Annotated in this window: 13 protein-coding genes; 8 read left to right on the top strand and 5 right to left on the bottom strand. The window is 62.5% G+C overall.

What is annotated here, in order from left to right:
• Window positions 1–161 precede the first annotated feature (161 nt).
• On the top strand, window positions 162–1,391 hold the full coding sequence (locus AC3FNH_RS17820; protein WP_488721022.1) for an MFS transporter: 1,230 nt from the start codon (window positions 162–164) through the stop codon (window positions 1,389–1,391).
• Here AC3FNH_RS17820 and AC3FNH_RS17815 read toward each other — a convergent pair.
• Entirely contained in the window at window positions 1,377–1,643 is a 267-nt protein-coding gene (locus AC3FNH_RS17815) for a hypothetical protein (protein WP_276103151.1), read from the bottom strand. The two genes, AC3FNH_RS17820 and AC3FNH_RS17815, sit on opposite strands and share 15 nt — an antisense overlap.
• A 166-nt stretch (window positions 1,644–1,809) precedes the next feature.
• Between AC3FNH_RS17815 and glnA the strand changes: the two genes are divergently transcribed.
• The 3 genes from glnA to AC3FNH_RS17800 all read left to right on the top strand — a co-directional run bounded on the left by glnA (window position 1,810) and on the right by AC3FNH_RS17800 (window position 5,995).
• Complete coding sequence (gene glnA / locus AC3FNH_RS17810) at window positions 1,810–3,285, top strand: type I glutamate--ammonia ligase (protein WP_488721021.1); 1,476 nt, start codon at window positions 1,810–1,812, stop codon at window positions 3,283–3,285.
• 178 nt (window positions 3,286–3,463) lie between these two features.
• The gene (locus AC3FNH_RS17805) at window positions 3,464–5,293 is read left to right on the top strand and encodes a multicopper oxidase domain-containing protein (RefSeq protein WP_488721020.1); all 1,830 of its coding nucleotides are present in this window, start codon (window positions 3,464–3,466) and stop codon (window positions 5,291–5,293) included.
• Window positions 5,294–5,704: 411 nt separating this feature from the next.
• Entirely contained in the window at window positions 5,705–5,995 is a 291-nt protein-coding gene (locus tag AC3FNH_RS17800) for a hypothetical protein (protein ID WP_276103148.1), read from the top strand.
• 192 nt (window positions 5,996–6,187) lie between these two features.
• Here the strand turns inward: AC3FNH_RS17800 and AC3FNH_RS17795 are convergent, their stop codons facing one another.
• On the bottom strand, window positions 6,188–6,379 hold the full coding sequence (locus AC3FNH_RS17795; RefSeq protein WP_488721019.1) for a DUF2917 domain-containing protein: 192 nt from the start codon (window positions 6,377–6,379) through the stop codon (window positions 6,188–6,190).
• A 258-nt stretch (window positions 6,380–6,637) separates the two neighbouring features.
• On the opposite strand from AC3FNH_RS17795, the gene AC3FNH_RS17790 reads away from it, so the two are divergent.
• From AC3FNH_RS17790 to AC3FNH_RS17775, 4 genes are all read left to right on the top strand, one after another.
• A complete protein-coding gene (locus tag AC3FNH_RS17790; RefSeq protein WP_276103146.1) occupies window positions 6,638–8,218 on the top strand; it encodes an isocitrate lyase in 1,581 nt (526 codons plus the stop codon).
• 162 nt (window positions 8,219–8,380) lie between these two features.
• Entirely contained in the window at window positions 8,381–8,665 is a 285-nt protein-coding gene (locus AC3FNH_RS17785; RefSeq protein WP_488721018.1) for a type II toxin-antitoxin system Phd/YefM family antitoxin, read from the top strand.
• Entirely contained in the window at window positions 8,665–9,000 is a 336-nt protein-coding gene (locus AC3FNH_RS17780) for a type II toxin-antitoxin system RelE/ParE family toxin (protein ID WP_488721017.1), read from the top strand. The genes AC3FNH_RS17785 and AC3FNH_RS17780 overlap by 1 nt, the downstream gene beginning before the upstream one ends.
• 259 nt (window positions 9,001–9,259) lie before the next feature.
• Window positions 9,260–9,406: a DUF3096 domain-containing protein gene (locus tag AC3FNH_RS17775; RefSeq protein ID WP_082016388.1), complete on the top strand. Its 147-nt coding sequence runs from the start codon at window positions 9,260–9,262 to the stop codon at window positions 9,404–9,406.
• 15 nt (window positions 9,407–9,421) lie between these two features.
• On the opposite strand, the gene AC3FNH_RS17770 is transcribed toward AC3FNH_RS17775, so the two are convergent.
• The 3 genes from AC3FNH_RS17770 to AC3FNH_RS17760 all read right to left on the bottom strand — a co-directional run bounded on the left by AC3FNH_RS17770 (window position 9,422) and on the right by AC3FNH_RS17760 (window position 13,025).
• The gene (locus AC3FNH_RS17770; protein ID WP_488721074.1) at window positions 9,422–10,849 is read right to left on the bottom strand and encodes an MFS transporter; all 1,428 of its coding nucleotides are present in this window, start codon (window positions 10,847–10,849) and stop codon (window positions 9,422–9,424) included.
• Between the two features lie 172 nt (window positions 10,850–11,021).
• A complete protein-coding gene (locus AC3FNH_RS17765) occupies window positions 11,022–11,978 on the bottom strand; it encodes a PDR/VanB family oxidoreductase (protein ID WP_488721016.1) in 957 nt (318 codons plus the stop codon).
• Between the two features lie 78 nt (window positions 11,979–12,056).
• Window positions 12,057–13,025 carry a VOC family protein gene (locus tag AC3FNH_RS17760; RefSeq protein ID WP_488721015.1) on the bottom strand — a complete coding sequence of 323 codons (969 nt, stop codon included), beginning with the start codon at window positions 13,023–13,025 and terminating at the stop codon, window positions 12,057–12,059.
• Window positions 13,026–13,028 lie beyond the last annotated feature (3 nt).

Here is a 13,028-nt window from a genome sequence, read left to right as displayed (position 1 = left end):
CATACCCGGTGACGACAGGCAACTGCCACCGGTTGAAACCATGCAGCAAGAAGAGCGGACGACCGAGCCGCCGTCCACGGAAATATTCGCGGACACCTGTACCCAATACACCTGATACTACGCGGAGCGCTCCCACGCACACGCCCGCGATGGAGGAGACCATGAAGACAAGCCTTTCGATGGCGGAGAAGGCCGTCGACGCCGCATCGCCAGCCCAGGCCGACGCATCACGATACCGCTGGGTGGTGCTGGCGGTCGTTTGGGCGGCGTTCCTGCTCAGCTATGTGGATCGCGTGGCGTGGAGCAGCGTTGCCGCGCCGGTCGGTCAGTCACTGGGCCTGGCGGTGTCGATGCTCGGCGCATTCATTACCGCGTTCTATATCGGCTATGTGCTCGCCAATATCGCGGGCGGCATCCTGACCGATGTGCTCGGCGGCCGCGCCACGCTGACCCTGGCACTCGTGCCGCTAGGCGTGCTCACTTTCTGCTTCGGCTTCGCGCATACCTTGTGGACCGGCGTCGCCATCCAGTTCGCGATGGGACTGGCCGCCGGCGCGGACTATTCGGCCGGCATGAAGATCATCGCGGCGTGGTTCCGCAAGGACCGCGGCCGCGCGATGGGCCTGTACACGACGGCCACGTCGCTGGCCATTGTGCTCACCAATGCCACCGTGCCGACCATTTCGCAATGGTATGGCTGGCAAAGCGCCTTTCGCCTGCTGGGAGTGATTACGCTGGCGTGCGCGGCGGTCGCCTGGTTTGTCTTGCGCGACGCCCCCGAAGGAGAACCGCCCATGTCGCGCATCAAGGCTGCCGACGTCGTGGTGCTGCTGAAGCACCGAAACCTCATCCTGCTTGCCATTGCCGGCTGCGGCGGCTTGTGGGCCACCGTGGGTTTCGGGGCATGGGCCAATGCGCTGATGACCAGGCAATACGGGATTACGCCGGTGACGGCGGGTTCTATTGCGGCCACCTTCGGCATAGGCGCAGTCATCGCCAAGCCGGTGCTCGGATGGCTTTCGGACTTGCACAGCAACGCCCGCAAGCGGATCTCGATCCTGTGCTTGTCCGCATTTGCCGTCATGCTGATGGTGTTCGGGCAGAGCTCCACGATCACCCAGTTCTACTTGATTGCCCCCTTGCTGGGCGCAGTCGGATTCGGTTATACGCCCGTGCTCATGGCCCAGGTAAGCGACGCTTCCGGCCGCAACTCCGCCGGTGCCGCCGCCGGCCTGACCAATGCGATCTGGCAATCCGGCAGCGCCATGTCGCCGCTCGTGGTGGGCTACTTCTATGGGCAGACGCATTCGTTTTCGGTTGCGTTGCTGACACTTGCTGTCGGGCCGGTGATTGCGGTGGCAGCCCTTATGTTCCTGTCACGCCGGTCGTAGGATGAATCTCCGCTCGCTTGCCGCCAACGCCTTCCTGGCAGAGGAAAGGGCAAGCCGGAGATAGCCGCTGTCACAGGCTGCGCGGGCCCTGACGAGCTCCTGTTGCTCGCCAGGGCCGACCACTCCCGTTTCTGCCTCGATGGCTCCCATACAGCGCTCGATCAGGTCGGCCACCTCGCGCTCACGATTGATGTCGCCACCAACAATTCGATCCAGGCAATCGCTAAGATCCCCCAAAAGATCGTCGTACATCACTTACCTCCAAGTTTCCGTGTTGCGGCAAACTGCCTGATGGCAACTGGATCTCACATATAGAGCCGTTTCAAAAAAGACTGCACGGCATCGCGAGGCACTTTGCAATCGGAATTTGACAGACTAATGTTGGACTATTCTCCGGGGCCAGACGACGGAGGCAGTCATGAGCACGGTCTCAACAGAACCCGGCAGCTACCACGTAGCACGGCCGCAAAACCCCGGTGAAGTTGTCGATCTGATCAGGAAGCATGCGATCCAGGTCGTAGATCTCAGGTTCACCGACTTGCCCGGCGTGTGGCAGCATTTCTCGATCACGCTGCCGGAAGTCACCGACGATTTATTCTCGGCCGGCATCGGGTTCGACGGGTCTTCCATTCGCGGGTTCCAGGAAATACACGAGTCCGACATGCTGGTCAGGCCCGACCCGACCACGGCATTCATTGATCCGTTTTGCACGGCACCAACGCTGGCGCTGATCTGCGACGTGCTGGACCCGGTCCTGCACCAGCCGTATTCGCGCGATCCGCGCCACATCGCACGCAAGGCGGAGCTGTACCTCCAGCAAACCGGTCTTGCTACGGTTTGCTACGTGGGCCCCGAACTGGAGTTCTTTATTTTCGACTCCATTCGCTTCGGGCAGGACCAGCACTCTGGCTACTACTATGTCGAATCCGCCGAAGGCGACTGGGCCTCGGGCCGTGACGAAGGCGCCTATGGCGGAGGCAATCTTGGCTACAAGCAGCACTACAAGGGCGGATACTTTCCCGTGCCGCCAAGCGATACGCTGCAGGACATCCGCTCCGAAATCGTGCTCGCGCTGATGCAGGCAGGCGTCCAGGTCGAGGTGCATCACCATGAGGTAGCCACCGCGGGCCAGAATGAAATCGACATGCGCTTTGCACCGCTGACCCGCATGGCGGACAACGTGATGATGTACAAATACATCTGCAAGAACGTTGCACGGCGCCACGGCAAGGTCGCCACATTCATGCCCAAGCCCCTGTTCGCCGACAACGCGAGCGGCATGCATTGCCACCAGAGCCTCTGGCGCGGCGACGAGAACCTCTTCTACGACAAAGACGGTTGGGCGCAGACCTCTCAGATCTGCCGGTGGTACATAGGCGGCTTGCTCAGGCACGCCCCCGCCCTGATGGCGTTCTGCGCGCCGAGCACAAACTCCTACAAGCGACTGGTGCCGGGCTACGAGGCGCCTGTCAATCTGGCCATGTCGCAGCGCAACCGGTCTGCCGCAGCCAGGATTCCAATGGTTTCGGATTCCCCAAGCGCCAGACGCGTTGAATTTCGCTGTCCTGACCCGTCGGCCAATGCCTACCTCGCCTTCTCGGCAATGCTGCTCGCCGGCCTTGACGGCATTGAAAACCAGACAGACCCCGGCGACCCGATCGACAAGAATATCTATGATCTGCCACCGGAGGAAGCTGCCAGTATCCGGCAGGTTCCAGGCTCCCTCGAAGAGTCGCTTTGCGCACTGGAATCCGACTCGACTTTCCTGCGAAAGGGAGATGTCTTCACTGAAGACCTGATTCGTACCTGGATTGACTACAAGCGCACGCACGAGATCGATACGTTGAAGTTGCGGCCGCACCCGTGGGAGTTCCAGCTCTACTTCGACATTTGACCAGCTGCGCCCCGTGCCAGGCAAAGCGCTGGTGAGGCCGGAACGATGAACGCGTCCATGGCGCTTCTCCGGTCTCAACGGACCTGGCGCCGGTCGGCCCGACAACTCCGAGAGAGGTCAGCACAGTCAGCCAATGACTGTTTGCATTCAGGCTGGCAATTGGCGAGGAGGGTATGTGATGCCAACCCGTTGCATTGCGTTCGTGTTAGCCGCGCTCGCGGCCGGGACGGTAATGGCGGCCATCGTCAGCCATGACAACACCCATCCAGCCGGCCGACTCGAAGCGAACGTCCTCCATTTGCACATGGTCGCGGATATCGGCACCTGGCGGCCGCAAGGGGTCCGAGGCGTTTCCTTGCAGGTCGCGGCCTTTGCGGAAGAAGGCAAGGACCTCCTGGTGCCGGGGCCGCTCATCCGCGTACCGGAAGGCACAACCGTCGAGCTGACGCTGCGCAACGCGCTGTCGTCGGAGTTGAGCATGTTCGGCCTGTGCGCACGACCGGGGACCTGCGAGCCCATCGCGATTCCCCCTGGCGAGTCACGTAACATCCGGTTCGTCCTGAACGGCGCAGGCACATACCACTATTGGGGATCTACCGGGCCATCCACCTTGGCCGAGAGAACACGCCGTGATTCGCAGCTAGGCGGCGCCATCATCGTGGAACGGCGCGGTGATGCAACGCCCGACAGAATCTTCGTGATCTCCAGCTACGACGCGCCTCGGCCAGAGGTCGACGACCCGCGCAAGGTTGCGGTCCCGGATCGGGACGTGCGGATCTTCGCGATAAACGGTTGGTCGTGGCCGCATACGCCGAGGCTTCGCTATCACGCAGGCGATGCGGTTCGCTGGAGGATCGTCAATCTGTCGAATATCGGACATGCAATGCACCTGCATGGCTTTCATTTCAAGCTGGACTCGGTTGGCGACGGCAGCGTCGATCGGGCTTTGGCCGAAGAGCAACGGCGCACTGAAGTCACGGAGTTCGTCGGCCCGGGCCGCACCTTTGCGCTGTCGTGGACGCCGACCCGCCCAGGGAACTGGCTGTTTCACTGTCACATGGTCGAGCACATGACCCAGCCCGGGTTCGATGCCCACGCGACCCATGGCGACGATCATGCCGCCGGGATGGCGGGGCTCGTGCTGGGCATCGAGATCGACGGCTCCGCCTCCGATGCATCTGCGGCCGCACCGCGAAGGCTGTCGCTCGTCCTGCACGAGGAGCCCCATCGCTATGGCGAGCGCTCGGGCTATCGGATTGACCTGGCTGGCGCGGATGCGCCGCGGCTCGATTCCGGGCCGGTCCCCGGACCGGTCCTGGTGCTGTATCGGGGAGAGCCCGTAGAGATCGAGATCGTGAACCGGCTTTCGGAGTCCACGGCAATGCACTGGCACGGCATTGAAATCGAAAGTTACTACGATGGCGTCCCCGGTTTTGGCGGCCAAGGCGCCAGGCTCGCTCCGCCGATCACTCCCGGCGGGTCCTTCGTGGCCAGGTTCACGCCACCGCGCGCCGGAACGTTCATCTACCACACGCATTGGCACGACGAGGCTCAGCTTGCAGGCGGACTGTACGGCGCGCTGCTCGTGCTGGAGCCGGGCGAACGATATGACCCGTCTACCGACCACATCATCGTCATCGGACTCAACGGTGTGCTGACACAAGGCGAACGCGAGCCCTTTGCCCTGAACGGGCGCGCGACGCCCGCGCCAATCCGGCTCCGCGCCGGTGTGCCGAACCGGCTTCGTCTCATCAACATCACCGCGAACAACTCCGTGCTGACGGCCTTCCTGATCGATCGGTCCGATCTTGCGACATGGAAGCCCGTCGCCAAAGACGGTGCGCGCTTGCCCCCGGAGCAAAGGGTTCTCCGGCCGGCTCGGCAACTGATTTCGGTCGGGGAAACCTACGATTTCGAGATAACTCCGCCGCGGCCCCAGGATCTCTGGCTGGAAATACGACGTGGCAATGGCGAGTGGGTGCTGCAAGCGCCTGTCGTGGTGCGGTGAGCTCCTACCGCGACAACGCCGAACTTCAGTCGTTCACAATGCGGAGCGCGAATGACGGGTCCGGAAGCGCTGTCTGGCTGGCGATGTGCAGGGTTCCTTTCCATTGCTTGCATGTGTTGGCTCCAAGGCCTGCCCTTCAACATCTAACTCGCAGTGGATCGACGACCACGCGCACCTGATCAAGCCTCCGGTGGGCAACCCCTCTTGCGGACGCTGACTGATGCCATCAGGAATTCGCGCCGCTTCGCAGGCATACCACGACCGCACAGTTACTACACTAGGTGAGGGTCGCGATTATGAGGTACGCGGCCTTCTCAGTTGCTTTCCGCCCGACCCGCTGTCGGAAGGAGCCGCTACACGCTCCAAGCGGCATGCCCGTCTCGTCGGTCCATCAAACAGGAGGATCCGAACATGCAAACAGTGATAAGGAGATTTTCCGGAAGAGGTGCAAAGGAGTTGTTCGACTTGCTGGAAACGCGTACGGATGAGGTCGAAGAACTGATGCGCTCGGTCAAAGGCTTTGTCGGCTACACCCTCGCTCGCAGCGGCGATGGCGGATTCTCGGTGACGGTATGTCAGGACAAGGCGGGCATTGACGAAAGCGTGCAAAAGGCGCGGGAATGGGTAGCCAAGAACGCCGGAAGCACGGGCGTGGGCGCGCCGGAGCTAACGGAGGGATCAGTCCTCATTCACCTGAAGTAAGTTCGTCTTGCGACGGGGCAGCGCATGAGTTCCTCGGGAACATTCGGACGCCCGCAATCTCATTGGCTGCTCCGCATGCACACTTCTTGCCGGTTCGTCCAGACCTGCCATCGAGCGGCGAGTCGCGGATAAGCCCTATGACTTCCAGTCGTTGACGGCCAAGGCAAAAAAGATCAGGTAAGCCGCTTGTCTTTATGGTTCCTTACCATCCAATGCAGGCTGGCTCGCTTCGAGCACGATGTCTTTGGGATCGCCGTCATGCGCGATCCACGCCTTCCCCGTCACGCACTCGATGGAACTCCCGAATTCGGACGTCGTGCCGAAGGTTTGCCCCTTCGCCAGGGTGCGGGAGGCCGCGGCCGCGTTCCCTCCTCCTCCAGTCACTGAAAGCGCGTTTCACATTACGGAATGTCCTTCGAATTTTCCCAGCGAGCCTTTTCGTTTGCTGAAAACGTGTTCCACATCGCAAAACTTGATGCCTATCTCATTGAAAAATAAGGAAAAACTAACTCTTATGTCTTATATAAGACCTTGCCGCAACGCATCAAGAAGGCCCTACAATAAGTCCACGCTGCTTGCTTCGATATCCGTAGCGGCAAACTCGATCAGTTTTCAAACGCTCCCTACCCCTAGGAAATTCACATGGCCCAGTATCAAGACGACATCAAGGCAGTTGCGGCTTTGAAAGAGAACCACGGCAGCGCGTGGAACGCGATCAATCCCGAGTATGCCGCCCGCATGCGCGCCCAGAACAAGTTCAAGACGGGCCTGGACATCGCCAAGTACACGGCCAAGATCATGCGCGCCGACATGGCCGCCTACGACGCAGACTCGTCCAAGTACACCCAGTCGCTGGGCTGCTGGCACGGTTTCATCGGCCAGCAGAAGATGATCTCCATCAAGAAGCACTTCAACAGCACCGAGCGCCGCTACCTTTACCTGTCGGGCTGGATGGTGGCTGCACTGCGCTCCGAGTTCGGCCCGCTGCCGGACCAGTCGATGCACGAGAAGACTTCCGTCAGCGCGCTGATCCGCGAGCTGTACACCTTCCTGCGCCAGGCCGACGCCCGTGAACTGGGCGGCCTGTTCCGCGAGCTGGACGCTGCCCAGGGCGCCGCCAAGGCCGCGATCCAGGCAAAGATCGACAACCACGTCACCCACGTCGTGCCCATCATCGCCGACATCGACGCGGGTTTCGGCAACGCCGAAGCCACGTACCTGCTGGCCAAGCAGTTCATCGAAGCCGGCGCATGCTGCATCCAGATCGAAAACCAGGTGTCCGACGAGAAACAGTGCGGCCACCAGGATGGCAAGGTCACCGTGCCGCACGAGGACTTCCTGGCCAAGATCCGCGCCATCCGCTACGCCTTCCTGGAGCTGGGCGTGGACGACGGCATCATCGTGGCCCGTACCGACTCGCTGGGCGCCGGCCTGACCAAGCAGATCGCCGTGACCCATACGCCGGGCGACCTGGGCGACCAGTACAACTCGTTCCTGGATTGCGAAGAGCTGTCGGCCGACCAACTGGGCAACGGTGACGTCATCATCAAGCGCGACGGCAAGCTGCTGCGTCCGAAGCGCCTGCCCAGCAACCTGTTCCAGTTCCGCGCCGGCACGGGCGAAGCGCGCTGCGTACTGGACTGCGTCACCGCACTGCAAAACGGCGCCGACCTGCTGTGGATCGAAACCGAAAAGCCGCATATCGCCCAGATCGGCGGCATGGTCAGCGAGATCCGCAAGGTCATCCCGAACGCCAAGCTGGTGTACAACAACAGCCCGTCGTTCAACTGGACGCTGAATTTCCGCCAGCAGGCATATGACGCGATGAAGGCCGCGGGCAAGGATGTGTCGGCCTACGACCGCACCCAGCTGATGAGCGTGGAATACGATGACAGCGAACTGGCGAAGCTGGCCGACGAAAAGATCCGCACGTTCCAGGCCGACGCGTCGCGCGAAGCTGGCATCTTCCACCACCTGATCACGCTGCCGACCTACCACACCGCCGCGCTGTCGACCGACAACCTGGCCAAGGAATACTTCGGCGACCAGGGCATGCTGGGTTATGTGGCTGGCGTGCAGCGCAAGGAAATCCGTCAGGGCATCGCCTGCGTCAAGCACCAGAACATGTCGGGGTCGGACATCGGTGACGACCACAAGGAATACTTCAGCGGCGAAGCGGCCCTGAAGGCGGCGGGTAAGGACAACACGATGAACCAGTTCTGATACCCGTAATACCCCAAGCAAAACGCCAACCCGTGTATGGGTTGGCGTTTTTTTTTACAGATCGCTTGCGCTTACGCTGAAACGTACAGCCCAGCGAAATTGACCGGAGACTGTTAATGGACTATATTCGGTCTGGTCATGCCCACCTACAGGAGCTGTGCAATGCGAATCGCCGATCACGTCAAGCCGATCAGCTATCTCAAGAGCGAAGCCGCGCAGATTGTCAAGGACCTTGCTGAATCCGGTGAACCATTGATCATCACCCAAAACGGCGAAGCCAAGCTCGTTGTCCAGGACGTGCGCAGCTACGAATCCGATCGGCAGACATTGGCCCTGCTGAAGATTCTGGCCCTTGGGCAAAAGCAGATCGACCAGGAAAAATTTTCCGACATCGATGATGTGTTCGCAGAACTGGACGAACTGGACCGGCAAGAGAATCGGCGCTGATGGCCTCCCAATTGCTGAAGGCGAAGCTTCTCGACAGCGGTAAAGCCGAACTGAAGCGAGTTCGCCGCTACGTTGTGGACGCATTTGGCATGGCCGTCTGGGAAGACTCATATGCTGAGATCCAGGCGTCCATCACTCGCATCCGGGAGTCTCCGGAATGCGGCCACATTGTCGATGAACTCAGTGGGCTAACCGCGAACAGATTCCGCGAAGTACATTGCGGAAAAAATCGGATTATCTATGAAGTCAGGGGCGACTCCATTTATGTGCACCTGATCATAGATCAGCGTCGAGATCTGACGGCCCTGCTGCAGAAAATCATCCTGCTGGTGTAAGAAGAGACGACCAACGCCGCAACCCCGCGCATCGCTGAATCGCATTGATCGCTTCGAGGGCACAAAGGGCACCGTAGCATCGTGCCAGAGGCATCTCCGCCTCACATTGGGCCGTTGAGACCATGCTTCATCGCGCAGAATAGGAGATCGTCCGACATCTGGATCGGTGGCACCGTCCTAGAAAGAAAGTGAGCACACTGGAACCTGAAGGCGCCCGCAAGACAGTGCCGCTCGAGCATGCCAACTACCTGGAGCCATCGTGACCATCATTACCAGTGCCGGACCCCTCATCTCGCTGATCGCCGGCATTCTGATACTTGTCGTGCCGCGACTGCTCAATTACATCGTCGCCATCTACCTGATCGTCATCGGTCTGCTTGGACTGTTCGGCGGACATCTGCGGTGAACGGACGCAAGGAACTCAGACCTCCAGCTCCTCCAACACCTGCCCCTTGGTCTCGATCCCCAGGAAATGCACGGTGATCGCCGCCAGGAACGGCACCGCGGCCAGCGCAAGGAACGCACTGCTGAGATTGCCGCTGCCGATGGTGCCGGCGATCAGTGAAGGCGCAAAAATGGCAGCCAGCTTGAGCCAGGCACCGCCAAGCCCACACCCCATGGCCCGCACGCTGGTGGGGTACAGCTCCGGCGTATAGACGTAGGCCGTAATGAATCCGCTGGCCAGAAAGCCCATGGCCAGCGCACAGAGCGTCGCCACGACATAGACCGTCGATGCGTGGAACACCCCGGCCAGCACCAGCGACAACGCACACAGCAGGAACGATACGTTGATCACAGGCTTGCGGCCCACCTTGTCGACGATCATCGCGCAGACCAGCGAACCCACCACGCCCAGGACAGAAGCCCCCGCAGCAAGATTCAGCGCGAGCTGCAGCGGCGCGTGATACACGGTCTTGTACACCGTGGGCAGCCAGGTCGAGAGCCCATACTGGATGAACCCGCAGGTCGCCCACAGCATCCATACCGCCAGCGTCCGGCCGATGTAGGCCTTGCTCACCAGGTCACGCACGCGGCGGCGCGGATGATGCGTCATGGCGTCATAGGCGCTGGTATCCCCCGGCGGCGGCAGCGGGGTACGAGCGCGCGCTTCGAACGCGCGCAGCGCGCTGTCGGCTTCGGCCATGCGGCCCTTCTCCGCGAGCCAGCGCGGCGATTCGGGAATCACGCGGCGCAGGATGAAGAACAGCACCAGCGGCACGCCGCCGAGGAAGTACATCACCTCCCAGCCGTAGTGCGGCACCAGCCAGGCACCCACCCCGTTGGAGACCATCAGGCCAATCGGGAACACCACCTCGTACAGCAGCACGAAGCGGCCGCGGCCATGCGCGCGCGTGACTTCGTTGATGTAGGTGGCCGCCACCGGCAGCTCCCCGCCAAGGCCCAGCCCCTGCACGATACGCAGCAGCGCGAAGATCTCGAACGACGGCGCGAAGCCGCACGCAATGCTCATCAGGCCGATGATGCCCGCGCTCCAGCCGATGGATCGCAGCCGGCCGAAGCGCTCGGCCAGCGCCGGGAACACCAGCGCGCCGACAAGCTGTCCCACCGACGGTGCCGCGATCAGGAAGCCGATCTGGCCCGGCGTGAGCGACCACTTGGCGATCAGCAGCGGCAGCGTGGCGGCGATGGCGATGACATCGAAGCCATCGAAGAACGTCGCCAGGCCGATCAGCAGCCGGGCGCGGATATGCATGGCATTGCCCGGCATGCGCTCGATACGGGCGATGATGTTGCCCCGTGTGATACCGCCGGCGGCGCTGGCGCTGCGGCTGTCGGCAATGCCGGCGGCCCCTTCGGCCGCAGTCACGATACTGGCGCTGGCCGCCATCTGCGCGCCGGGGGACGCGGTGTCTTGTCTCTGTGTCAGCACGGTGCTTCTCTTCTAATGCTTTCGGGGGCAGTCAGCCATCGCGCCGCGGCACGAAGGGCTTCGGTTGCGCTCGCAGGCGCACGGTGAAGCGCCGGCGAGGCCGGCAGGCCCCGCCGTCGGGCGCGTGGACCTACAGGTCCAGCACCAGCCGGCTGCCCTTGCAACCGGATACACAGACCATCATGGTCTTGTTGGACGCGCGCTCGCTGTTGCTGAGCACGCTGTCGCGATGGTCGGGGCAGCCTTCCAGCACGGCGGTCTCGCAGGAGCCGCACACGCCTTCGCGGCAGCTATGCTCGACGTCCAGGCCGGCATCGAGCAGTGCATCGAGCAGCGACTTGCCCGACGGCACCTTGACGAGCGAGCCCGTGCGCGCCAGCTGGACCACGTACTCCCCTTCCTGCACCGCCTCGGTCGACGGATCGGCGGCGAAGCGCTCGATATGGACGTTCGGATAGCCATGCGCCTCGCACGCGGCTTCGAACGCATTGAGCATCGGGCCCGGGCCGCAGCAGTACAGATGCGTCTGCGCGTCCTGACCGGCCAGCATGGCGTTCAGGTCGGGCGGTGCGCCGGCCTCGTCGTCGAAGTGGAAACGCACGGCGTCGCCGTAGGCCGACAGCGATTCGGTGAACGCCGCCTCGGCGCGCGTGCGCGCGCAGTACAGCAGCGTGAACGGACGGCCAAGCTCGGCCAGCCGGCGCGCCATGCAGACAATCGGCGTGACGCCGATGCCGCCGGCCACCAGCACGGTATGCGCGGCGCTTTCATCGAGCTCGAAGTTGTTGCGCGGCGCGCTGATGGTCAGCGTCGCACCCACACGCAGCTGCTCGTGCACGAAGCGCGAACCGCCACGGCTGTTGCGATCCAGCAGCACGCCGACCGTATAGCGGTCACGGATTTCCGGCGCGCCGCACAGCGAGTAGCTGCGCACCAGGCCGTTGCCGAGGTGCAGGTCGATATGGGCGCCCGGACCGTATTCGGGCAACGCGGCCCCGTCGGGATCTTGCAGCTCGAGGCTGACAATGCCGCGCGCTTCGTAGCGCATGGCCTGGACTCGCATCGTCAGGGTCTTGTGGGCACTCATGTCTCTTCCTTCTGTTTCCATCGCGCGCCGTGGACTACGCGGGCGCGGTACTGAACTTGCGTGGTCGTGCGCCGGGGCTCAGCGCTTCTCGGTCAGGAACTTGCCTGCCGGACCGCCGGCATTCTTCTGGCGGCGGGTATTGCCGTCGATGCCGCCTTCGATCGCCCATTCGGCGAACACGGTCGGGCCCGGCTCGAACGCGCGCGGCTCCCAGTGTTCGTCGAGCTGGTCCTCGTCGGCGTAGTACTCGATCAGGCCGCCGGCCGGATTCTTGAAGTACCAGAAATAAGCCGACGAGATCGGGTGGCGGCCCGGGCCGAGCTGCGTGTCCCAGCCCTTGCGCGACATATGCATGCCGCCGCCAAAGACTTCGTGCAGGTCGCGCACGGTGAAGGCGACATGGTTGATGCCCGCCTTCGGCTCCGGCAACTGCAGCAGGAACAGGTCATGGTGGCCGCCCTCGGCCGCGCAGCGCAGGAAGGCGCCGCGGTCCGGGTAGCGGTCGGACGGCACGAAGCCGAACTTCTCCACGTAGAAGCGCTCGGTGACCTTCACGTCCTTGACGAAGAAGACGACGTGGCCCACTTCGATGGGGATGGCGCGTTCGTAGATCGGGCTGGGCTGGTTCAGGCGCGGCTTGTCGTTCCACGTGTTCATCAGCGCGCATTCAACCTGCACGTCGTGCTTGCGCGTCACCTGGAAGCGTACGGCCAAGCCGTTCGGGTCGGTGCAGCCGATTCGTGCGCCGTTGTCCAGCGACACGAACGTCGGCTCCTTGCCAATGCGATCGCGAATTCCCGCCAGCGACGTTTCGTTGTCCACGCCCCACACCACTTCGCGCAGCGTCGGGCCGGCCTCGATGGCAGGCGGCAGCGTGGCGTCGTCGATGCGGCGCACCAGCACGCGGCAGCCGTTGAGCGTTTCGAAATCCAGGCCCTGCGCGTCGTCGCGCTTGATGGTCAGGCCCCAGTCGCCGAAAAAGCCGCGGCAGGCGTCGAAGTCATCCGCGCCGTAGACGATCTCGTCGATTCCCAATACCTTGATCATGGT

The sequence above is a fragment of the Cupriavidus sp. 22TCCZM01-5 genome, from assembly GCF_057798915.1.
Note: the sequence above shows the minus strand (reverse complement) of the source record. Positions and strands in the feature narration are given on the sequence as shown.

Excerpts from the sequence above, each read along its gene's own strand:
- AC3FNH_RS17820 (WP_488721022.1), top strand. The coding sequence starts at position 162 with ATGAAGACAAGCCTTTCGATGGCGGAGAAGGCCGTCGACGCCGCATCG.
- AC3FNH_RS17815 (WP_276103151.1), bottom strand. The coding sequence starts at position 1,643 with ATGTACGACGATCTTTTGGGGGATCTTAGCGATTGCCTGGATCGAATT.
- glnA (WP_488721021.1), top strand. The coding sequence starts at position 1,810 with ATGAGCACGGTCTCAACAGAACCCGGCAGCTACCACGTAGCACGGCCG.
- AC3FNH_RS17805 (WP_488721020.1), top strand. The coding sequence starts at position 3,464 with ATGCCAACCCGTTGCATTGCGTTCGTGTTAGCCGCGCTCGCGGCCGGG.
- AC3FNH_RS17800 (WP_276103148.1), top strand. The coding sequence starts at position 5,705 with ATGCAAACAGTGATAAGGAGATTTTCCGGAAGAGGTGCAAAGGAGTTG.
- AC3FNH_RS17790 (WP_276103146.1), top strand. The coding sequence starts at position 6,638 with ATGGCCCAGTATCAAGACGACATCAAGGCAGTTGCGGCTTTGAAAGAG.
- AC3FNH_RS17785 (WP_488721018.1), top strand. The coding sequence starts at position 8,381 with ATGCGAATCGCCGATCACGTCAAGCCGATCAGCTATCTCAAGAGCGAA.
- AC3FNH_RS17780 (WP_488721017.1), top strand. The coding sequence starts at position 8,665 with ATGGCCTCCCAATTGCTGAAGGCGAAGCTTCTCGACAGCGGTAAAGCC.
- AC3FNH_RS17770 (WP_488721074.1), bottom strand. The coding sequence starts at position 10,849 with ATGGCGGCCAGCGCCAGTATCGTGACTGCGGCCGAAGGGGCCGCCGGC.
- AC3FNH_RS17765 (WP_488721016.1), bottom strand. The coding sequence starts at position 11,978 with ATGAGTGCCCACAAGACCCTGACGATGCGAGTCCAGGCCATGCGCTAC.
- AC3FNH_RS17760 (WP_488721015.1), bottom strand. The coding sequence starts at position 13,025 with ATGATCAAGGTATTGGGAATCGACGAGATCGTCTACGGCGCGGATGAC.